Below are 20846 nucleotides of genomic sequence, written 5' to 3'. Positions count from 1 at the left end.
TCTACTACAAAACGTTCGGAAGACTCGGCCGCTTGGCCGACGGGGACCCACATGACGCAAGCCAACAACGCCGTGTACACCGACATCAGCGCTGCCCAACTGGTCGAAGAAGCCCTTCGTCGCGGTGAAGGCGAGCTGGCCGCCAACGGCTCCCTGGTTGTACGCACAGGCCATCGTACTGGTCGTTCGCCGGCTGATCGCTTCATCGTGCAAGAGCCGAGCACCGAGGCGAAAATCGCCTGGGGCGCGATCAACCGTCCGTTCCCGGCCGACAAGTTCGATGCCCTGTGGGACCGCGTACAAGCGTTCTCCGACGCGCAGGACAGCTTCGTTTCTTACGTTCATGTAGGTTCTGCCGACGCGCACTACCTGCCGGTCAAGATGACCACCGCCACCGCCTGGCAGAACCTGTTCGGCCGTTGCCTGTTTATCAATCCGGAGCAGTACAACCCGGCTGGCAAAGACGAGTGGCAAGTGCTCAACGTCGCCAACTTCGAGTGCGTACCAGAGCGTGATGGGACCAATTCCGATGGCTGCGTGATCCTCAACTTCGCCGCCAAGAAAGTCTTGATCGCTGGCATGCGTTACGCCGGTGAAATGAAGAAAGCCATGTTCAGCGTGCAGAACTTCCTGCTGCCGGACGCCGACGTGTTGCCGATGCATTGCGCGGCCAACATCGGTGAAGAAGGCGACGTGACCCTGTTCTTCGGTCTGTCCGGCACCGGCAAGACCACCCTGTCGGCCGACGAAAGCCGCTACCTGATCGGCGACGATGAGCACGGTTGGGGCGTGGGCGTGGTGTTCAACATCGAAGGCGGTTGCTATGCCAAGTGCATCGACCTGTCCGAGAAGAACGAGCCGGTGATCTGGAAAGCCATCCAGTTTGGTGCCGTGCTGGAAAACGTGGTGCTCGACGAGAACCGCGTACCGAACTACGCCGACGACAGCCTGACCCAGAACAGCCGTGCGGCCTACCCGCTGGAGCTGGTCGAGAAGCGCAGCGAGAAGAACCTCGGCGGTGAGCCGAACGCAGTGATCTTCCTGACTTGCGACCTGACTGGCGTACTGCCGCCGGTGTCGATCCTCAACGAAGAGCAAGCGGCTTACCACTTCCTCTCCGGTTACACCGCTCTGGTCGGTTCCACCGAAATGGGTTCGGGCGGCGGCATCAAGTCGACCTTCTCCACCTGCTTCGGCGCGCCATTCTTCCCGCGTCCGGCTGGCGAATATGCTGAGCTGCTGATCAAGCGTATCCGCGGCTTCGGCTCCAAGGTCTACCTGGTCAACACCGGCTGGACCGGCGGTGGCTACGGCGTTGGCAAGCGCTTCAACATCCCGACCACCCGTGGCGTGATTGCAGCCATTCAGAGCGGCGCGCTGATCGGTACCGAAACCGAGCTGCTGCCGATCATCAACCTGAGCGTGCCGAAGTCGGTACCGGGCGTTGAAACCAACCTGCTCAACCCGCGCAACACCTGGGCTGACCAGAACGCCTACGACGAAGCCGCCAAAGGCCTGGCCGGTCTGTTCATCGAGAACTTCAAGAAGTTCGATGTGTCCGACGCCATCCGCAACGCCGGCCCGCAACTGTAAGTTGTAGTGGCAAAGAAAAAGCCGCCTGAGGGCGGCTTTTTTGTGCGCATCTGCAAAGGCAGATCAAGCACGGGTGCTGATATAAGGCTCCGGTTTCACCGGCTCTGCTTCGGGCCGCTCTGGGCGGTTGGTGTCGCTCGCAATGTTCTGGGCCACTTCGTAGCGGCGTACATCGTCACGCAGTTCCAGTGCTGTTTCCACCTTGCTCGGCGGGCTGTCGATCTCACCTTCGCTGGCTACTGCCAGATATGTATCGATTTGCCGCTGCTGGCTGGTGGCGCTGTACAACTGAGTGGCGGCGCTACGCCGGTTGGACTGGCTCAGGTCTCGACTTTCTTGCTGCTCGGCGACTCGATCACTGGCGCGGTCGACTGCTTTGTTCACCTGTTCAGGGCTCACCGGAGCCGTGGGTGATTGTGCAGCCTGTCCGGCTTTTTTAATGATCTGGGTCGAGAGGGGCAAGCTGCCGCTGTAACCAGATACCTGCATACTCACCTCCTTTGTTGCCTGCAGTGAATTCAATGTACTCCAGCACTGCCGGGCCTGTTAGTTGGATTGGTAATAGCGGGTCTGGCTCTAGTTATCTAATCGTTGTTTGGCTTGACCGGCTTGGCGCAGAGCGCCGTGCCGCCTGGGTTTTTCTGGAGTGATCGTTATGAGTACCCTTGAACGCGTGTTTGGCTTCACCCAGCTGCGCCCCGGCCAGCAACGCGTGGTCGAGGCCGTGCTGGCTGGGCGTTCGGCTGCGGCGATCTTCCCCACCGGTTCTGGCAAGTCGTTGTGTTATCAGCTGCCGGCGCTGCATTTGCCGCACCTGACCCTGGTGGTCTCGCCCTTGCTGGCGCTGATGCAAGACCAGCTGGCGTTTCTGCATGGCTGTGGCATCAGCGCGGCCAGTATCGACTCGGCGCAAAGCCGCGAGGATGCCAGTGCGGTGATGACGCGGGCGAAATCCGGAGAGTTGAAGATTCTGATGATCTCGGTCGAACGCCTGAAAAATGAGCGTTTTCGCAACTTTATCGCCCAGGTACCGATCTCCCTGCTGGTGATCGACGAGGCCCACTGCATTTCCGAGTGGGGCCATAACTTCCGCCCGGACTACCTCAAGCTGCCGGACTATCAACGCCAGTTCGGCATCCCGCAGGTGCTGCTGCTCACCGCCACGGCTACCCCGCCGGTGATTGCCGATATGCAGAAGAAGTTCGCCATCGCCGCCGATGACGTGGTCACTACCGGCTTCTACCGCGCCAACCTCAACCTGCTGGTCGAGCCGGTCAGTGGTGCCGACAAGCAGCGGCGCCTGGAGCAGTGGCTGGGCGCCAAGGCTGGGCAGCCAAGTATTGTCTACGTGACCCAGCAGAAGACCGCCGAGCAGGTGGCCGCGCGCCTGAGCCAGCGCGGCATTGCCGCCAGCGCTTACCACGCCGGCATGCCGCATGAGGCGCGTGAGGCGATTCAGCGTCAGTTTATGGCCGGGCAGATCAACTGCATCGTCGCCACCATCGCCTTCGGCATGGGTATCGACAAGTCGGATATCCGCAATGTGGTGCACTTCGACCTGCCGAAATCCATCGAGAATTACAGCCAGGAAATCGGCCGCGCCGGCCGTGATGGCCAGCCTTCCGACTGCCTGGTATTGGCCAACCGCGACAGCCTCAACGTGCTGGAAAACTTCGTTTATGGCGATACGCCGGAGCTGGACGGCATTCGCTGTGTGCTGGATGAGCTGCTGGCCAGCGGTCATGGCGGCGAGTGGGAGTTGATGCTCAACCAGCTTTCCGAGCAGAGCAATATCCGCCAGCTGCCACTGAAAACCCTGCTGGTGCAGCTGGAGTTGCGCGGCATCATTGCCCCGCGTTACGCCTATTTCGCCGAATATCGCTTCAAGTTCCTCTTGGAACCCGAAGCGTTGTTGGAGAAGTTCGACGGCGAGCGGCGGCAGTTTGTCGAGGCGCTGATCAGCACCTCGCAACGCGCGCGCACCTGGTGCACGGTGGATTTCGATCAGCTCTACCAACAGCACCAGGCCGAGCGCGGCCGGGTGATCAAGGCCCTGGATTACTTCCAGGAAAAGGGCTGGGTCGAGCTGGAAAGCAAGCAGATGACCGAGGTGTACGCGCTGCTCGACCCGGGTTTCGACCCGGCGGCTTTAAGCGTCGAACTGCATGGCTATTTCAGCCAGCAGGAGGCCAGCGAAATCCGCCGGATTCACGCCATGCTCGCGCTGTTTGCCAGCGAGCAGTGCCTGAGCCAACGCTTGGCGGCCTATTTCGGGGACGCCAACGCGCCGCAACAATGCGGGCATTGTTCAGTGTGCCGTGGGCACGTGGCTCGGCTGCCCGCGCCGCCAGCCTTACCGCCGCTTGCGGAGCAGGATGCACGCGGGCTATGCGACGGCTTTATACGCAAACACCAGGAGCTCAAAGGCAGAGAGCCAAGCGTCGAGTGCCTGACGCGCTTTCTCTGCGGTATCAGCGTGCCGTTGTTTACCAAGCTCAAGGCGCGCCAGCTCGGTGGGTTTGCCGCGCTGGAAGATTATCCCTACGCCGAGGTGCGTGACTGGCTCAAGGCTTAGGAAGAAGCGCTGCAGCGGTTACTAAGCGAGCGCATCCAGCGTCGTAGTTTCGCTATCGGCGGGGTGGCTGAGCGGCTCGCCAGGGGCCGGTTGGAACCAGGCGCGGAATGACTGCTCGCCGGCCGCAGTGAACGCCACCACGCGCGAGTCGTTCACGCACTTGGCCCAGCCAAGCTCCTGGATCCGCACAAACAGCGCGGCGCCGAGCGCGCCGGCCAGATGATGGCGGCGTTCGCTCCAGTCCAGGCAAGCCCGGCAAAATGAACGACGTTGCAGCGCCAGGGCGTCGGGGTCGATACCGATCTGGCGAAACCACTGACGCCCGCTGTTGGTGAGCGCCGGCCCGGCGTCCAGCTGTTGCAGCAACTCGCGGCGCAGCAGCCCCTCGTAAGCCAGCACCCCCAGTTCACCGGCCAGGTGGTCGTAGCAGACCCGCGCGCGGCGCAAGGCCAGGTCACGTGGTCCGGTGCGTGGCAGCGGCGGTCCGGCGCGCAGGGCGAGGCCCATCATCGATTCGAGCAGTTGCGCGACTTCCCGGCCAGCCAGGCGGAAGTAGCGATGCCGGCCCTGCTGGTCGACGCTGAGCAGGCCGGCGTCGAGCAATTTGCCCAGGTGCGAGCTGATGGTCTGTTTGGTCACGCCAGCGATATCGGCCAGCTCGGTAGCGGTCAACGCGCGATCAGCCATCAGTGCGGACAGCACCGCGGCGCGGGCGTTGTCACCGAGCAGGGCGGCGATACGGGTGATGTTGGGGCCTTCGATCATGGTTCGATGCTAGTCGAACCATATGGCAGCGGCAATTGGCTAAGGTCTCCTCCACCAATCAGAGGAGTGACCCCATGCAAATCACGTGTGTAATCCGCTATGAAATAGACCCGTTTCAGCGCGCCGCCTTCAAGGAATATGCGGAGAACTGGGGGCGCATTATTCCGCGTTGCGGCGGCCAGTTGCTTGGCTACTTCCTGCCCCATGAAGGCAGCAACTATGTGGCCTGGGGCTTGATCGGCTTTGCCAGCCTGGCTGCTTACGAGGCCTATCGGGCGCGGCTCAAGGATGATCCAGAGGGGCGCGCCAACTTCGCCATGGCCCAACAGATGCGCTTTATCCTGCGCGAAGAGCGCTCCTTCGTTGAAGGCGTCGAGGGCACCCTGGGTGTTCCGCCTGGCTTCGCGGGGATTGCAGCATGATCGCGGTGATCTTCGAGGTGCAGCCCCAGGCTGGCCGGGAGTCGGAGTATCTGGACACGGCAGCGGCGATCCGTGAGCAACTCGAACAGGTGGATGGCTTTATCTCGGTGGAGCGCTTTGCCAGCCTTTCCCAGCCGGGCAAGCTGCTGTCGTTGTCGTTCTGGCGGGACGAGGCGGCGGTCAAGCGTTGGCGCACCCTGGAGGTGCATCGCCATGCCCAGACGGCCGGGCGGGGCGGCGTGTTCGCCGACTATCGGCTGCGGGTGGCCGAGGTGGTGCGTGATTATGGCCTGCATGAGCGCGAGCAGGCGCCGAGTGACTCGCGCCGGGTACATGACCTGCTGTAACCGTCAGGGCGCGACTGGGGCGCGCCCTGGTGGTGATTACTCGCCGATATCCTCGTTCCACAGCGTCGGTTGGGCGGCGATAAAGTCCTGCATCAGGTGCAGGCATTCGTTGTTGTGCAGCACATCGAGCTGCACGCCACGTTCGCGCAACAGCGCTTCTTCGCCGAGGAAGGTCTGGTTCTCGCCGATGATCACCTTGGGGATGCCGTACAACAGGATTGCCCCGCTGCACATCGAGCAGGGTGAGAGGGTGGTGTAGAGCACCGACTCGCGGTAGGTCTGCGCGCTCTGCCGGCCGGCGTTTTCCAGGGCGTCCATTTCACCATGACGAATAGCGCTGCCCTGTTGCACGCGGCGGTTGTGCCCGCGGCCGATAATCTGGCCGTTGTGCACCAGCACCGAACCGATCGGGATGCCGCCTTCGGCCAGGCCCTGGCGGGCTTCGTCGATGGCTGCTTGCATAAACTTGTCCATGGGCCTGCCTCTCGCTGTCGGTGGAAGTGTTCAGTTCACTGCTGTTGTGCCGTCTGACCCTGGTTCAGGGTCCATTCCAGCACTTCGCGGGCCAGTTGATCGCCGGCCTGGCCGAAGGCGTTGACCACGGCGGGCACCGAAGTGTCGCTGGCCGCCTGGCTGACTTCGAAACGCCGGCTGGCGAGGATGCGCAGGCTGCCGCTCTGCACCAGACGGGCTTCGAACAAAATGCGCGCGGCCGGGCGGCCGTTCAGGTATTCGCTGTGGAAGGCGCGCAGGTCGCCGTCCAGTTCCAGGTCGGCCTGCAGGCGGCTTTCATCGCTGCTGACGGCCTTGAGGCGGCCGTCGTCGAGGAAGGCGTCGATCAGCCGATCACGCAGCAGCAGCGGCGCGCGGTCGCTCCAGCGTACGCCCTGGTAGGCGCTGATCTGGTCGCCCGGCGGCAATACGGCAATCCGCGTGCTGTCGAGCAGTTGGCTGCTGTAGGGCTTGTTCACCCGCAGCGCCCAATCGGCGCTGGCGTCATGGCTGGGCAGGCTGCTGGCCGGCAGGCGGTAGATGCTCAGCACCTGGCTTTTCGGCAATACCGAGCAGGCGGCCAGGCTGCCGATCAGCAGCAGGGCGGCAAGCAGGCGAAGACGACTCATGGTTGAAACTCCTTGATGGTGTCGCTGCGCAGCAGGTAGCCGGCCGGGTCTTCCTCCAGGCGGCGGGCGAAGGAGCGCAGGGCGCTGAGGGTTTCGCGCAGTTCGATAATGGTCGGGCCCAGCTCGCCGATGCCCTGCATGCCGCCGTCGAGGGCGGCGCGGTTATCGGTCAGCAGGCGTTCGACATTGCTGCTGCTGCGCTCCAGCGAGGCCATCAGGCGGCTGGCGCTGTCCATCGCTTCGCGGCCCTGGCCGCTGAGCAGCTGGTTGGCGTTGCGCATCAGGTCGGCGGCTTCCTGGCTGGCGCTGCTCATCTGCTGTAGGGCCGTGCGCAGCTCGTCGCGCTGTTCGGCGACGCTGGCGCTGGTCTGTTCGATGTTTTCCAGGGTGCGCGAGATGCGCCCGATATTGTCGCGGGAGAACAGCTGGTTGGCGCGGTTGAGCAGGCGCGTAACGCTGAGCACCAGGTCTTCGCCATTGGCCATCAGGCGTGACAGCGGCGAGGGGTCGGCGATGATTTCCGCACGCTGATCGTTCTTGCTGACCAGTATTGGACTCTCTGGCGAGCCGCTGTGCAGCTGGATCAGCGCCGCGCCGGTGATTCCGGTGATCGACAGACGTGCGCGGGTGTCTTCCTTGATCGGCGTATTGGCGCTGACGCGGATATGCGCGCGCACCTTGCGCGGGTCATTCGGGTCGAGGCGCAGGCTGATCACGTCGCCGACCTTGATCCCGCTGTATTGCACGGCGCTGCCCTGGGACAGGCCGCTGACGGCCTCGTTGAAGATCACGTCATAGTCGCGCAGTTCCTGATCCGAGCTGGCTTTGCTCAACCACAGGGCAAAGCCCAGTGCGGCGGCGACCATCAGCACGGTAAACAGGCCAATCAACACGTGGTGCGCACGCGGTTCCATTCAGTTGCTCCCTGGCGCGCCGGTGGCGGCCTGTTCGGCTGCGCGTCCGCGCGGGCCGTGAAAATATTCGTGTATCCAAGGGTTGTCGGTGGCGGCCACGACGTCCAGGCGGTCGGCCACCAGCACGCGTTTTTCCGCCAGCACGGCCACTCGATCGCAGATGGTGTAAAGCGTATCCAGGTCATGGGTGACCAGAAACACGCTGAGACCCAGGGCGTCGCGCAGGGTCAGGATCAATTGGTCAAAGGCCGCCGCGCCAATCGGGTCGAGCCCGGCGGTGGGTTCATCGAGAAACAAGATGTCCGGCTCCAGCGCCAGCGCGCGGGCCAGGGCGGCGCGTTTGATCATGCCGCCTGACAGTTCGGTCGGGTATTTGTCGCCGGCTTCACGCGGCAGACCGACCAGTGCCAGTTTGACCTGGGCCAGGCGTTCGGCAGCCGGGCGCTTGAGGCCGGCATGTTCGAGCAGCGGCAGGGCGATGTTTTCGGTCACCGTCAGCGAGGAGAACAGCGCGCCGCGTTGATAGAGCACGCCAAACCGCCGCTCCAGTTGTGAGCGCTGCTCGGGTGGCAGGCTCAGCAGTTCCTCGCCAAATACCCGCACGGTGCCGGAGTTGGCGCGGCGCAGGCCGAGAATACTGCGCAACAGCACCGACTTGCCGGTGCCCGAGCCGCCGACCACGCCAAGCACTTCGCCGCGGTACAGATCCAGCGCCAGGTCCTGGTGTACGGTCTGCGCGCCGAAGCGGTTGACCAGGTTGCGTACTTCGATAATCGCTTCGCCCGTCACCAGCCCATCTCCATCAGAAACAGTGCGGCCAGAGCGTCGAGCACGATCACCACGAAAATCGACTGCACCACGCTGGAGGTGGTGCGCTCGCCCACCGATTGCGCGCTGCCGGTGACCTTGAAGCCTTCCAGGCAGCCAATCACGGCGATCAGGAAGGCAAATACCGGCGCCTTGGCCATGCCCACGACAAAGTGCTTGAGGGCGATATTTTCCTGCAGCATGGCCAGGTACATGGCCGGCGAGATATCCAGGCTCAGGGCGCAGACCACCGCGCCGCCGAGGATGCCGCTGAGCATGGCGATAAAGGTGAGGATCGGCAGGGCAATCAGCAGGGCGAACACCCGTGGCAGCACCAGCAGCTCCAGCGGGTTGAGGCCGAGGGTGCGGATGGCGTCGATTTCCTCGTTGGCCTTCATCGAGCCGATCTGCGCGGTAAAGGCGCTGGCGGTGCGCCCTGCCATCAGGATGGCGGTGAGCAGCACGCCGAACTCACGCAGAAAGGAGAACGCCACCAGATCGACCGTGTAGATGCTCGCGCCAAAATCGGCGAGCACCGTAGCGCCGAGAAAGGCCACCACCGCGCCGACCAGAAAGGTCAGCAGGGCGACGATGGGCACGGCATTCAGGCCGCTCTGCTGCAGATGCGCGACCAGCGAGGTGATGCGCCAGCGGCCCGGGCGCAGAAGGATGGCGAACATTGCCGCCAGGGTCATGCCGATAAAACCGAGCAGCGCCACGCCCTGCTGCCAGAGTTCTTCCACTGCCTGGCCGATCTGCCCGAAAAACTCGCGCCAGGCGGGGATACGTTTGGTTGGCAGCGCGTCGCCGGCATCGGCGATGGCATTGCCCACTGCCTGCAACAACGCGCGGCGCTCGCTGGCCAGGCCCGGGGCATCGTTGGCCAGTTGCGCCAGGCGCTGGCTGCCGAGCAATTCCACAAGCAGCGCGGCGCCGGCGGTGTCCAGCGCGCCCAGGCCTTGCAGATCGATATTGGCAGCGCTGTTCAGGGTGCCGCGCAGCGCCAGCACTTCGGCTCCCAGGCTGGCGTAGTGAGGCAGCGTCCAGTCGCCGCCGATGCGCAAGCCAGAGGGCGCATCCGTGCGGCTGGATTCAAGCGGCGTGATAAAGGGGGCTGTGCTCATGCGCCACAGCTTAACCCTCTAGCTGAGGCTACGCCCAGCCTGCTTGCGGTTCATTGCGGCTTAACCGTCTGCGGTAATTTCGGCAATCAGCTCGCGCAGCGCTGCTTCGGCGTCCTCGTTGGCCACCTGGCAGGTGCCGGCATTGGCGTGGCCGCCGCCGTTGTAGCTCAGGCACAACTCGCCGACATTGGTGTTGGAGCTGCGGTCGAGGATCGATTTGCCGATAGCGAACACGGTGTTCTGCTGCTTTACGCCCCACATCACGTGGATGGAGATATTGCACTGCGGGTAGAGGGCGTAGATGACGAAGCGGTTGACCGCATAGATCGTCTCCTCGTTACGCAGATCGAGCACCACCAGGTTGTGGTAGACCGTGGCGCAGCGCTGGATCTGCGCCTTCGCTTCGCGCTGGTGCTCCAGGTACAGCGCTACACGCTCATCGACATCCGGCAGTTCGAGGATTTCATCAATGCCGTGGGTCTGGCAGAAGTCGATCAGCTGCATCATCAGCTGGTAGTTGGAGATGCGGAAGTCGCGGAAGCGGCCGAGGCCGGTGCGCGCGTCCATGATAAAGCTCAGCAGCTCCCAGCCATGCGGGTCGAGGATCTCGTCACGGCTGAATTGCGCAGCGTCGGCCTTGTCCACGGCCTCCATCATCTCGTCCCACTCCCGCGGGAATGCTTCGTGGCCGCCGTAGTGCTTCCACACCACCCGCGCTGCCGAGGGTGCGTCGGCATCAATCAGGTGATTACTCGCCGGCTGGTTGCGGATGGTCTCGCTGAGGTGATGGTCGAAGGCCAGGTGGCAGCCAGGTACATAGGGCAGGTTGGTGGTGATGTCGTTGCTGGTGATCGCCACTTTGCCGTCCTGCATGTCCTTGGGGTGGACGAAGAGGATGTCGTCGATCAGGTTGAGGTGTTTGAGCAGGGCGGCGCACACCAGGCCGTCAAAATCACTGCGGGTGACCAAGCGGTAAAGACTGGACATAAAGCATCTCCGGATCGGGCAAGCGGCGGGAATAAACCAACAGGCCCCATTCAAAGTAGCACGCGGTTTGTCCATCAGCCCGGACAAGGAGGCTGCGCTTCCAGGCAGCTGAAGGTCGACCTCAGGACAGTCCAGGCCAGCCTGCGGTCCTAGGCTGGCGCCTGATGTTCGACCGACCTCAGGAGCCAGCATGTCGCCGATTACCGTACTGCGTGATACCCAGCCGATTCCGTTACTGGACGCCTGCAAATGGACACGAATCGCCGGTGAGCCGCACACCGTCAACCTGAACGCCTACACCTCGGCGGACGGCAGCAAGATCATGGGCACTTGGATCTGCACACCCGGCAAATGGCAGGTGGCCTATGAGAAATGGGAGTACTGCCACTTTCAGGAGGGGTATTGCATCATCACCCCGGAGGGGCAGGCGCCGATTCATCTGCGGGCTGGCGATATCTTTATCGTCGAACCCGGGATGAAGGGCACCTGGGAGGTGGTCGAGACGGTGCGCAAATACTTTGTATTTGCCTAAGCCGTCAGACCTTAGGGCTTGAAGTTACGCGCATCCTTGGCCCACACATCCAGCGCCGGCTTGATGTCCTTGAGGCTCAGTTGGGTGCTGTCGTTTTCCAGTTGCAGGCCGTGGCCCTTGCGTACAACTCGCGCCATAGGCTGGCTGTTACGGCCGTCGATGGCTTCCAGTTCAACATAAATATTGGTGTTGAGGTCGCGGGTGCCGGCGGCGGTGCTGGCGGCAGCGGCAAGCAGGGCAATCGGTACTACTTCATAGACCTTGAGGCCTTCCGCCGACAGGTTTACTGCGGTGATTGCGCTGCGTAATACCAGGGTGTCCTGGTCAGCTTGTTGGACGACGCGATATTGCCCGGCCAGTTCGAGTTGCATGGCCTGTTGCAGGTAACTGGTAATTTCATCCAGAGTTTTCTGGCTGACTTGTTCACTAGGGGTTGGAGCGGGATAGAACACCGGCTTCTCTACTAGCACCGAACGGTAGTTCTGCGCTTTGAAATCTGGCGACACCCAGCGCATTACCGGCGCGCCGCTGGCTGATTGCGCCGGCTGTAGCTGCGAGTAATCACTGAGAAAGCCCGAGTATTGCGACGGCTGGGTGGTTTTGCTGGCGCAACCCGCCAGCAGCAAGGTGACGGACAGGCTGAGCGCTAGGACTTTGAATGGCATACCGGAGTTCTCTGTGGGGGAAATTGGCATAACTGTAGACCAAGCTAGCATAACCGTTGGTCAACTTGTCAGCGGCCACAGCGCAGTCTGCAAACTGTGTTTTAGCGCCCTCTAGGGGCAACTGCAAAGCCTTAGTCGCGGCAAAACACCAGGGCCTTCAGGGCGCTTTCCGGTTGGCTGTCAGGGAATTCCGGCGGATTTTCCAGGCGTTCGCTAAAGCGCAGGCCCGGCGCTTCGCTGGCCATGGCCTGGATCAGGTAATCCGGGCCGATTTCCGGCTCGTTGCTGCAGGCCAGCACTACACCGTTAGCGCTCAAGAGTTCGGGCAAGCGGCGCAGGACCTTCGGGTAATCTTTGCTCAACACGAAGCTGCCACGCTGGAAGGACGGCGGGTCGATGATGATCAGGTCATAGGGGCCGTACTTGGCCACCTTCCCCCAGGACTTGAACAGGTCATGGCCGAGAAACACCACCTGGCTCAGGTCGTGCTGGTTCAGCCGATGATTGTCCCGCCCACGGCTGAGCGCGGCCCGGGCCATATCCAGATTGACCACCTGACGCGCGCCACCGGCCAGCGCTGCCACCGAGAAACCGCAGGTGTAGGCGAACAGGTTGAGCACGCGCTTGCCCGCCGCCTGGGCTTGTACCCATTGACGGCCATAACGCATATCAAGGAAAAGCCCGCTGTTCTGCTTTTTGCCCAGGTCGAGCCGGTAATGCAGGTCGTGTTCGCAGATATCCCAATGCTCAACGGGCTCGCCAAGCAGCCATTGCGTGGGGCTTTCCGGCAGGTAGCGCTGCTGCAGCAACAGGCTGTGTGCGCCGCTTTGCTGCCAGGCGACGGATTGGCCGAGTTCGAGCAGCATCTGCTGCAGCGCGGCCAGTTCGGCATCGCTCACCGGCTTGAATAGCGCGACCAGCAGCACGCCTTGCAGCCAGTCCACTGTGATCTGTTCCAGCCCCGGCCAGCAGCGACCACGGCCGTGGAACAGGCGACGGGTTTCATTGGGCGCGCTATTCAGGGCGTTGAGCAGCTGTTGCTGCAGGGTGAGAAGGGCGTCTGGGGTCATGGGCTGCGGTCAATTTGGCGAGGCGGCGATTTTAACAGGCGGCCGCCTAGAATCGTCTGTATCGATCATTGTTATCGGGAAAGGCGTTTGGCGTTACGCCCGCCAAGTGCCTAGCATTGACCTCTTTCACACCTGCATATAAGGAACTCCCATGCATATAGATGAAGCTATCCGCAGCCGCCGCGCCGTCAAAGGCTATGACCCGGCATTTACCCTGAGTGATGCCGAAAAGGACGAGCTGCTGCAGCTGGCCTTGCTCGCGCCGTCGGCGTTCAACCTGCAGCATGTACGCATGGTCGAAGTCAGCGATCCGGCGCTGCGTCAGCAATTGCGCGAAGTGGCCTGGGGCCAGGCGCAGGTGACCGATGCCTCGATGCTGGTGGTGGTGTGCGCCAAGCTCGACAGCTGGCAGGAAGATGTCGGCCGCGTCTGGGACGGCGCGCCCGCGGAAGTGCAGGCCTATATGGCCGGCGCCATCGACACCTATTACCGCGACAAGCCGCAGGTGCAGCGCGATGAAACCATGCGCAGTTGCGGCCTGATGGCGCAGACCCTGATGCTCGCCGCGCGCGGCAAGGGCCTGGACTCCTGCCCGATGGACGGCTTTGACTTCGACGCCGTGGCCAAGCTTATCAAGCTGCCCGAAAACCATGTGATTGCCCTGATGGTCGCAGTCGGCAAGAAGACCATCGAGCCGAAGCCACGCATCGGCAAGCTGCCGTTCAACGAAGTGGTACTGCGCAACAGCTTCTGATCGCTGCGCAGGTTTCTGAGCGGTTTAGTCATTCTTCAGCCATAACTGTGGTCAGCCTGCGACTGTGCACACCACTAAAGGTTGGATGACAAAACCGCTATTGGGGGTGAATCTGGCGGGCATTACGGGTCGACACGCGTCGGCCAGCATGCATAAGAAGAAGCCTGAGGAGCCCCCATGTCTGCCGAACATCTGGATGTCTTGATCATTGGTGCCGGCCTGTCCGGCATCGGTGCGGCCTATCACCTGATGAAGCATTGCCCCGGCAAACGCTTCGCCATCCTCGAAGGTCGTGCGGCGCTGGGCGGTACCTGGGATCTGTTCCGCTATCCGGGTATTCGTTCCGATTCGGACATGTTCACCCTCGGCTACAACTTCAAACCCTGGACCAACCCGCTGGCGATTGCCGACGGCCCGTCGATCCGCAGTTATATCGAAGAAACCGCGCAGGAAAACGGCATTCAGGAACACATCCGCTTTCAACACAAGGTGCTCAAGGCCGATTGGTGCAGCGAGCGCGCCACCTGGACCCTGCAAGTGCAGCGCGGTGATGAGCCTGAGCCGGTCAAGTTGAGCTGCCAGCACCTGCTGATGTGTACCGGCTATTACCGCTATGAAGCGGGCTATACCCCCGAATTCAAAGGCCGCGAACAGTTCCAGGGCGAGTTTATCCATCCGCAGCTGTGGCCGGAAAACTTCGATTACCGCGGCAAGAACGTGGTGGTGATTGGCAGTGGCGCGACGGCAGTAACCTTGGTACCGGCGATGACCGACAAGGCCAAGCACGTGACCATGCTGCAACGCTCACCGACCTACGTGATAAGTCTGCCGCAGGGCGATCCAATTTCCGCCTTCCTGCGCCGCTTTCTACCGGAAACCTGGGTCTACCGCCTGGCGCGCACGCGCAATGTGGCGGTGCAGCTGGGTTTCTACAAACTGTCCAAGGCCTTCCCCAGCTTGGTGCGCAAGGCGTTGCTCGGTATGGCCCGGCATCAGCTGGGCAAGGACTTCGACATGCGCCACTTCAGCCCGCGCTACAAACCCTGGGATGAGCGGGTGTGCGCGGTGCCCAATGGCGATCTGTTCAAGGTACTGCGCGAGGGCAAGGCGTCGGTGGTCACCGAACATATCGACGGTTTCACCGCCAAGGGTATCCGCCTGAAGTCCGGTAAAGAGCTGCCGGCGGATGTGATCATCAGCGCCACTGGTCTGGAACTGCAGCTGTTTGGCGGCATGCAAGTGGCGGTGGATGGTGTGCCCTTCGATGCGGCCAAGAGCATGGGCTATCGCGGCATTATGCTGCGCGATTTACCCAATGCCGCCGTGGTGCTGGGTTATACCAACGCCAGCTGGACGCTCAAGGCGGACCTTTCCAGCGAGTACTTCTGCCGGCTGATCAACCATATGGACGCCACGGGCATGCGCCAGTGCACCCCGCGTGACACGGCGCGGCAGGTCAAGGACGCACCCTTCCTCGACCTGGCTTCCGGCTATATCAAGCGCGCGGCCGACAAGATTCCCAGCCAGGGTGACCGCGCGCCGTGGAAGCTCTATCAGAACTACCTGCTGGACCTGGCGCTGTTGCGCTACGGCAAGGTTGAAGACGGCTACCTGGAGTTCAGCTCACCGCATGTCGGCGAACCCGCCGCCACAGCCACAGCGGTCTAAACTGCAAAGCAATGTAAGCCAAACGCTATAGCAGCTTGGCGCGTTATGCCTACAGATATGTGGCCATTTGCCGCTTTAGAAGCAGGCACAGGGCCACTATGCTTTGTGACAGATATCACGGATGAGTGGGCCAGGTATCCCTGGTTGTAGTCACAAAGGAGTCCTCTAGAGGATGAACAGAATGGAATCGCTTCAGCAAGAGCAACGCTACCTGCCAGAGTTGCGGGCGCATATCGACAAACTGCTGGCCAAGGGCTGGGTGATTGCCGAGCGTAGCCCGCTGACCCTGCAGTCCGGGCGCAAGACCTATATGGTTGTGCACGGAATGCTGATTGGTGATAACGCGTTTTAACCTTTGCCCACCGTTTTCCCGGGCCGCTGCTGATCGAGTGATCGGCAGCGGCCTTTTTTCTGGCCTGGATTAGCCCGTATGGCGCGGCAGTTGCCATTGGGTCGCCGCCAGCCAGTCGGCAAACGCCGTCGGCGGTAGCGGTTTGCTCAGCAGGTAACCCTGGGCAATGTCGCAGCCGAGCTGGTCCAGGCGTTCGAGAATTGCCTCGGTTTCCACCCCTTCGGCAACAATCTTCAGGCCCATGTTGTGCCCGAGCTCGATGGTCGAGCGGACGATGATGTCGTCATCGGGATTGTTCAGCAGGTCCAGAACAAAGGACTTGTCGATCTTCAGCTCATGAACCGGCAGGCGTTTGAGCTGGGCCATGCTCGAATAGCCAGTGCCGTAGTCGTCAATCGACAGCCGCACGCCCAGCTCGCACAGCTGCTGCAGTTGGCCCATGGCCAGTTCCGGGTCGGCCATCACCGCGCTTTCGGTGATTTCCACGATCAGGCCGGATGGCGGCACACCATGCTCGGCCAGTTGCGCGGCGATAAAGCCGGCAAAGCCGGGGTCGGCCAGATCCAGTGCGGAGATATTGATCGCGGTCTTCAACTCCAGCCCCTGTTCCTGCCAGGCGCGGCTCTGCGCCACGGCGGTACGCACCACCCAGCGGGTCAGGGCGCAGACGTTACCGGTCTGCTCGGCCAGGGGGATAAATTCGTCCGGCGGGATAAACCCGTGCACCGGGTGAATCCAGCGCACCAGGCACTCCACGCCATATAGGCTGCGCGCGCGAATATTCAGTTTCGGCTGGAAGTACAGGCCGAGCTGGCCGCCTTCCACCGCGCCTTTCAACTCGCTCATCAGCGCCAGGCGTAGCAGGCTGTGGCGGTCCAGTTCTGGTCGGTAGAGCGCGTAGGGCGAGCGCTGCTGTTTGCCTAGGTACATCGCCACTTCGGCATGCTGCAGCAGACTGCCGGCGCTTTCTCCGTGGTCCGGATACAGGGCGATACCGATTGTGGCGTTGAGGGTCATGCTGATGCCGCGCACGGCGAAGGGCTCGTGCAGGGCTGTGCGGTAATGCTCGGCGGCGGGGATCAGCCTGCCGGGCTGGCAGGGGCTGATCAGCAGGGCAAATTCGTCACCGCCGAGGCGCGCCAGTTGCTCGCCTGGGCGTAGCAGCGCCTGTAGGCGTGCGGCGAGTTGGCAGAGCAAGTGGTCGCCGGCATCGTGACCGAGGGTGTCGTTAAGGTCCTTGAAGTTGTCCAGGTCCATCAGCAGCACCGCCACACCTTCGCCCGGCGGGCAATGCGCCAGGGCCTGTTGCAGTTCGGCGACAAAGCGGTTGCGGTTGGCCAGTTCGGTCAGCGGGTCACGGTAAGCGAGAAAGCTGATGGTGGTTTCGCGCTCGGCAATGCCTTGCTGCATGGCGACGAATTCGCGAGCGAGCAAGCCGACTTCGCCGCTGGCCTGGGTGGACATCGGTACCTGATAGTCGCCGCTGGCGATGCGCCGCACGTTGTCGACCATCTGACTCAGCGGCCGACTGACCGTATTGGCGATCCATAGCGCGCCGAGGCCGGCCAGCAGCAGAGCGATGGCGAAGATGGTTGCCAGTTGCCATTGCAGCGGCTGGTAATCGGCCAGCTCGGCGGACAGCGAGCGCATCAGCAGCACCTGCAGTTCGCTGCTGGTGCCGATCAGTGGTGCGCGCAGGGCCACCTGTTCCAGGCCCTGCAACTCGAAGCGAAATACACCATCGGCATTCGGCAGCAACTGGCCGGCCAGCTCGGCCCGTGGCAGTGCCTGCAGATTACTGGCGAGCACCCGGTATTGGCCGGCGCTGCCGTCGAGCAGGGCGACATCGGCGCCGCTGAGGCGGGCCAGATGTGCAGTGGCCTGATCGTCCAGCTCGAAGGCCATCAGCAGCCAACCCATCAGGTTGGGTCGTGGGGCGAAGATCGGCGTGGCATTGATATGCAGCACCCGTTCGCCAAATACCACCAGGCGATCGGCGCTCTGTGGGTCGTCTTCATCCAACAGGTCATTCCACGGCAGTGGGGCGCCGGGCAGCAGTTCGCCACTGGTGCCGGCCAGAATCAGCCCCTCGGGCGCGCTGACCAGGGCAAAGCTGGCCTGGCTTCGCGAAGCGAAGGACTCCAGCGCAGCGGACAGCGACTGCGCCTCCTGCTGCGGACTGGCGATCAGGTCGGCAATTTCGCCGAGCAGGGTGAAATCCTTGGCGATCAAGTCGGCCATGGCGCTTTGCGCCTGCCGCCGGCTCTGCAGCTCGTTGCTCAGCACTGCATGGGCAAAGTTCAGCTGCCCGGCCACCTGGCTCAGGGTGTGCTGATACGTGGAGCGATAGACCAGCGCCAGTAGCAGCACCATTACCGCCAGCAACAGCAGCAGAAAGAAGCCGAGAATCTTGCCGCGCAGGGTCATGGCATGTGCCTATGCTTGTGGATAATCGGGCTTGTGGATAGTCGGCCCGCCGATGGCGAAATGCCTTGAGTATAGAAAGACCTCGGGCGGGCGCAGCACCTGGTATGCACAAGGGGGCGTGGATGCGAATAGCGCGGGCATGGCGCATGCCCTTGAAGCTGCTGGCGCTGGTGTTGCTCAGCGTCGCGCTGGTCGAATGGCTGGCGCGCGCCGGCCTGCTCGACGGCAGCGAACGACGCTTGCTGGATCTGCAATTCCAGCTGCAGGGGCAGCGTGATACACAGCAGCAGGTCGCCATTGTGGCCATCGACGAAGACAGCCTGGCTCGTTACCCGGACGCCCCCATGCTGTTCTGGACCGACCGGCTCGCCGTGGCGGTCGAGCGCCTGCGTCAGGTCGGGGTACCGCTGGTGGGGCTGGACATGCTCTACAGCATCAGCCCCGAACGCTGGCTGAGCACGCTGGGCGATGGTCAGTTTCCGGGTGCCAGAGACTATGACCGGGCCTTCCGCGAGCAACTGGCCAGCGGTCAATTGCTGCTGGTGGCCAGTCGTTCCGGCAGCGGGGCGGCGGTGAGCGACTACCTGCTGCCGAGCCCTGATTATCTGTTGGCGCTGCCTGATTATGATCTGCAGGCGCATGTCGGCCTGGCTGATCTGCTGGTTGAGGGCGATGGACTGGTGCGGCGCTTTCGCCTGGCTCCCGTTGCTGCGGCGGAGCGAGCGCAGTTGCAGGATGACTTGCCGCACCTGAGTCTGCCTGCGCTGCTGGCTGTGCGCGCTGCGGGGCAGGATGTGCGCGCCGGAGCTTGGCAATTGGGCGGGCGCGCCGTACAGCTGGATCAGCCGGCGGCCGTCATTCCTTACCTGGGGCCGCCCGGCACTTTCCACAGCCTGCCCCTGCACCGGTTGTTGGCAGACGACGCCCTGAGTGATCCTGAGGTACTGGCCTTGCGCGGCAAGCTGGTGCTACTCGGGGCCACGGCCGCTGGGCTCAACGATGCTCACTTCACCCCGTTCAGCAGCGACTGGCTGGGGGGGCGCAGCCTGCTGATGAGTGGGGTTGAGGTGCATGCCAATGTGCTGCAGGCATTGCTCGACGGTCGTCTGTTGCGTAGCCCTGAAACTGTTTGGCAAGTATTCGGCCTGCTGGTCCTGAGCCTGCTGGTGGTGTGTTGTGTGTTGCGTCTGCCGGTGTGGGCAACCTTGCTGGCCTGGTTGCTGGGGCTGGCGCTGTTGCTGGCGCTGGGTCAGTGGCTGTTCCGGCTGGGTTGGTTGTTGCCGCAGAGTGCGGCGGGGCTGGCTCTGTCGCTGAGCTTTCTGGGTGTGCTGGGGCTGCGCCTGACTGGCGAAGAGCGGGAGCGCAATCGCCTGCGGCAGATGTTCGGCCGCTATGTCTCGGAGCAGGTGGTCGAAGCCCTGCTCAGCTCTGGTGAGCGGCCGGAGCTGGGCGGTCAGGCGCAGCGGGTGACCGTGCTGTTTTCCGATATCCGCAACTTCACCAGTATCAGCGAGCGGCTCACGGCCAAGGAGGTGGTGGAGATGCTCAATGCCTATTTCGCCCGCGCTTGTGAGCCCTTGCTGGCCGAGGGCGGCAGTATCGATAAGTTTATTGGCGATGCGGTGATGGTCGAGTTTGGCTCCCCGGTACCGTTGGGCGACCACGCGCAACGGGCCATTCGCGCTGCGCTAGCCTTGAAGAAAGTCTCCGAGGAATTCGCCGGCTGGATGCAGCAGCGCTTCCCCGGCCGCGACCTGCCGGCCTTTGCCGTAGGCATCGGTTTACACAGTGGTGAGGTGGTGCTGGGCAATATCGGCTCACCGGTGCGCATGGAGTTCACTGCCATTGGCGACACGGTGAACCTGGCCTCGCGCCTGGAAGGCATGACCAAGGAACTTGGCTGCGCCATTCTGGCCAGTGCCGAGTGTATTGCCGAAGCAGGCGAGCTTGTGAGTTGCGGGCGCAGCGAGGTGATTCGGGTCAAGGGCCGCGAAGCGCCGATTCGCGTCTTTGAGGTCATCGGGCTACATCAGGGAGACCATGAAAATGCTTAGACAGTGGTGCCGCGCGGGGCTGTGTTCTGTGCTGTGGCTGCCCGGTCTGGCGCTGGCGCTTGAGGTCGGTTTGGTGACAGGCCTCAGCGGCACGGTGACCTTGAGTGTGCCTGCGCAGACGGAAAGCAGGACGCTGCAGGTGTTTAGCAAACTACATGAAGGCGATCGACTGATTCTGCCGGAGAAAACCAGTCTGCAACTGGTGCTTTTCAACAGTGGCGAAGAGCAGGTCTGGCAGGGGCCGGGCGAGTTGCAGGTGCACCGCAGCGGCATCACTGCCCAGGATGCGGCATTACAGCCTCAGGTACGTCAGCTGCCGAAGTTGCTGGTCAAGCAACTGGCCAAGACCCCGGCCCCGGATGCCCAGGTCAAGGCGGGGATGGTGCGGCTGCGCAGCATGCCGAGTGGCGGCACCCTGGAGTCGGTGGAAAAAAATTATGCGCAGCTGCGTGAAGCCGCAATGGCGACAGATAGAAATCCAGAGCTATACCTGTTGGCAGGGTATTTCGAATTGCGTGAGTTTGAGTTGTTGCAGCAGGTGCTGACGCGGATGGAGAAGGAATCCCCTGGTGATAAGGAAGTGGCGCTGCTCCGCTCCCTTTATGCGCGCGCTGTGAATAACGCCAAGATGGCAGCCGAGCCGTAGCCAGAACAAGAAGACCGCACTTG

General features: G+C 62.5%; 21 protein-coding genes. 10 read left to right on the top strand and 11 right to left on the bottom strand.

Features of this window, described 5'->3' with window-relative positions:
• Positions 1–51: 51 nt before the first annotated feature.
• Positions 52–1593, top strand: coding sequence for a phosphoenolpyruvate carboxykinase (locus ACQ4LH_RS06370; RefSeq protein WP_339409045.1), 1542 nt, complete (start codon positions 52–54; stop codon positions 1591–1593).
• Positions 1594–1656: 63 nt separating this feature from the next.
• On the opposite strand, the gene ACQ4LH_RS06365 is transcribed toward ACQ4LH_RS06370, so the two are convergent.
• Positions 1657–2082: a hypothetical protein gene (locus ACQ4LH_RS06365; RefSeq protein WP_430696446.1), complete on the bottom strand. Its 426-nt coding sequence runs from the start codon at positions 2080–2082 to the stop codon at positions 1657–1659.
• Positions 2083–2248: 166 nt separating this feature from the next.
• Between ACQ4LH_RS06365 and ACQ4LH_RS06360 the strand changes: the two genes are divergently transcribed.
• The gene (locus ACQ4LH_RS06360) at positions 2249–4168 is read left to right on the top strand and encodes a RecQ family ATP-dependent DNA helicase (protein WP_430696445.1); all 1920 of its coding nucleotides are present in this window, start codon (positions 2249–2251) and stop codon (positions 4166–4168) included.
• Positions 4169–4189: 21 nt separating this feature from the next.
• Here the strand turns inward: ACQ4LH_RS06360 and ACQ4LH_RS06355 are convergent, their stop codons facing one another.
• A complete protein-coding gene (locus ACQ4LH_RS06355) occupies positions 4190–4933 on the bottom strand; it encodes an ArsR/SmtB family transcription factor (protein WP_430696444.1) in 744 nt (247 codons plus the stop codon).
• A 74-nt stretch (positions 4934–5007) separates the two neighbouring features.
• Here ACQ4LH_RS06355 and ACQ4LH_RS06350 point away from each other — a divergent pair, with 74 nt between their 5' ends.
• Both ACQ4LH_RS06350 and ACQ4LH_RS06345 read left to right on the top strand, forming a co-directional pair.
• Complete coding sequence (locus tag ACQ4LH_RS06350; protein ID WP_430696443.1) at positions 5008–5355, top strand: NIPSNAP family protein; 348 nt, start codon at positions 5008–5010, stop codon at positions 5353–5355.
• Positions 5352–5702 carry an antibiotic biosynthesis monooxygenase family protein gene (locus tag ACQ4LH_RS06345; RefSeq protein WP_430696442.1) on the top strand — a complete coding sequence of 117 codons (351 nt, stop codon included), beginning with the start codon at positions 5352–5354 and terminating at the stop codon, positions 5700–5702. The genes ACQ4LH_RS06350 and ACQ4LH_RS06345 overlap by 4 nt, the downstream gene beginning before the upstream one ends.
• A 36-nt stretch (positions 5703–5738) precedes the next feature.
• On the opposite strand, the gene ACQ4LH_RS06340 is transcribed toward ACQ4LH_RS06345, so the two are convergent.
• From ACQ4LH_RS06340 to ACQ4LH_RS06315, 6 genes are read right to left on the bottom strand one after another with little or no spacing between them, the layout of a single operon-like run.
• Complete coding sequence (locus tag ACQ4LH_RS06340; RefSeq protein ID WP_430696441.1) at positions 5739–6176, bottom strand: nucleoside deaminase; 438 nt, start codon at positions 6174–6176, stop codon at positions 5739–5741.
• Between the two features lie 35 nt (positions 6177–6211).
• Positions 6212–6823, bottom strand: coding sequence for an ABC-type transport auxiliary lipoprotein family protein (locus tag ACQ4LH_RS06335; RefSeq protein WP_430696440.1), 612 nt, complete (start codon positions 6821–6823; stop codon positions 6212–6214).
• Complete coding sequence (locus ACQ4LH_RS06330; protein WP_430696439.1) at positions 6820–7737, bottom strand: MlaD family protein; 918 nt, start codon at positions 7735–7737, stop codon at positions 6820–6822. The genes ACQ4LH_RS06335 and ACQ4LH_RS06330 overlap by 4 nt, the downstream gene beginning before the upstream one ends.
• Positions 7738–8526 carry an ABC transporter ATP-binding protein gene (locus ACQ4LH_RS06325; protein WP_430696438.1) on the bottom strand — a complete coding sequence of 263 codons (789 nt, stop codon included), beginning with the start codon at positions 8524–8526 and terminating at the stop codon, positions 7738–7740. It abuts the gene before it with no gap.
• Complete coding sequence (locus ACQ4LH_RS06320) at positions 8523–9668, bottom strand: MlaE family ABC transporter permease (RefSeq protein ID WP_430696437.1); 1146 nt, start codon at positions 9666–9668, stop codon at positions 8523–8525. The genes ACQ4LH_RS06325 and ACQ4LH_RS06320 overlap by 4 nt, the downstream gene beginning before the upstream one ends.
• Before the next feature lie 60 nt (positions 9669–9728).
• A complete protein-coding gene (locus ACQ4LH_RS06315) occupies positions 9729–10655 on the bottom strand; it encodes a hypothetical protein (protein ID WP_430696436.1) in 927 nt (308 codons plus the stop codon).
• 190 nt (positions 10656–10845) lie between these two features.
• Between ACQ4LH_RS06315 and ACQ4LH_RS06310 the strand changes: the two genes are divergently transcribed.
• Positions 10846–11187, top strand: a complete 342-nt coding sequence (locus ACQ4LH_RS06310) for a cupin domain-containing protein (RefSeq protein WP_090250378.1) — start codon at positions 10846–10848, stop codon at positions 11185–11187.
• An 11-nt stretch (positions 11188–11198) separates the two neighbouring features.
• On the opposite strand, the gene ACQ4LH_RS06305 is transcribed toward ACQ4LH_RS06310, so the two are convergent.
• Both ACQ4LH_RS06305 and ACQ4LH_RS06300 read right to left on the bottom strand, forming a co-directional pair.
• Positions 11199–11852 (bottom strand): DUF3313 family protein, encoded by a 654-nt coding sequence (locus ACQ4LH_RS06305; protein WP_430696435.1) that lies wholly within the window; start codon positions 11850–11852, stop codon positions 11199–11201.
• 131 nt (positions 11853–11983) lie between these two features.
• Entirely contained in the window at positions 11984–12922 is a 939-nt protein-coding gene (locus ACQ4LH_RS06300) for a class I SAM-dependent methyltransferase (RefSeq protein ID WP_430696434.1), read from the bottom strand.
• 151 nt (positions 12923–13073) lie between these two features.
• On the opposite strand from ACQ4LH_RS06300, the gene ACQ4LH_RS06295 reads away from it, so the two are divergent.
• The 3 genes from ACQ4LH_RS06295 (at position 13074) to ACQ4LH_RS06285 (ending at position 15696) form a co-directional block, all read left to right on the top strand.
• Positions 13074–13676 carry a nitroreductase family protein gene (locus ACQ4LH_RS06295; protein WP_430696433.1) on the top strand — a complete coding sequence of 201 codons (603 nt, stop codon included), beginning with the start codon at positions 13074–13076 and terminating at the stop codon, positions 13674–13676.
• 177 nt (positions 13677–13853) lie between these two features.
• Positions 13854–15344, top strand: a complete 1491-nt coding sequence (locus ACQ4LH_RS06290) for a flavin-containing monooxygenase (RefSeq protein ID WP_430696432.1) — start codon at positions 13854–13856, stop codon at positions 15342–15344.
• 181 nt (positions 15345–15525) lie between these two features.
• Entirely contained in the window at positions 15526–15696 is a 171-nt protein-coding gene (locus tag ACQ4LH_RS06285; RefSeq protein WP_167143638.1) for a hypothetical protein, read from the top strand.
• A gap of 69 nt (positions 15697–15765) precedes the next feature.
• On the opposite strand, the gene ACQ4LH_RS06280 is transcribed toward ACQ4LH_RS06285, so the two are convergent.
• Positions 15766–18123 carry a putative bifunctional diguanylate cyclase/phosphodiesterase gene (locus ACQ4LH_RS06280; RefSeq protein ID WP_430696431.1) on the bottom strand — a complete coding sequence of 786 codons (2358 nt, stop codon included), beginning with the start codon at positions 18121–18123 and terminating at the stop codon, positions 15766–15768.
• 146 nt (positions 18124–18269) lie between these two features.
• On the opposite strand from ACQ4LH_RS06280, the gene ACQ4LH_RS06275 reads away from it, so the two are divergent.
• Both ACQ4LH_RS06275 and ACQ4LH_RS06270 read left to right on the top strand, forming a co-directional pair.
• Positions 18270–20177: a CHASE2 domain-containing protein gene (locus tag ACQ4LH_RS06275; protein ID WP_430696430.1), complete on the top strand. Its 1908-nt coding sequence runs from the start codon at positions 18270–18272 to the stop codon at positions 20175–20177.
• Positions 20164–20823, top strand: coding sequence for a hypothetical protein (locus ACQ4LH_RS06270; RefSeq protein WP_430696429.1), 660 nt, complete (start codon positions 20164–20166; stop codon positions 20821–20823). The genes ACQ4LH_RS06275 and ACQ4LH_RS06270 overlap by 14 nt, the downstream gene beginning before the upstream one ends.
• Positions 20824–20846 lie beyond the last annotated feature (23 nt).

It is taken from the genome of Pseudomonas peli, from assembly GCF_050563605.1.
Taxonomy (GTDB): domain Bacteria; phylum Pseudomonadota; class Gammaproteobacteria; order Pseudomonadales; family Pseudomonadaceae; genus Aquipseudomonas; species Aquipseudomonas peli_A.
The sequence above is the reverse complement of the archived record's forward strand: the minus strand, read 5'-3'. Positions and strand labels throughout refer to the sequence as shown.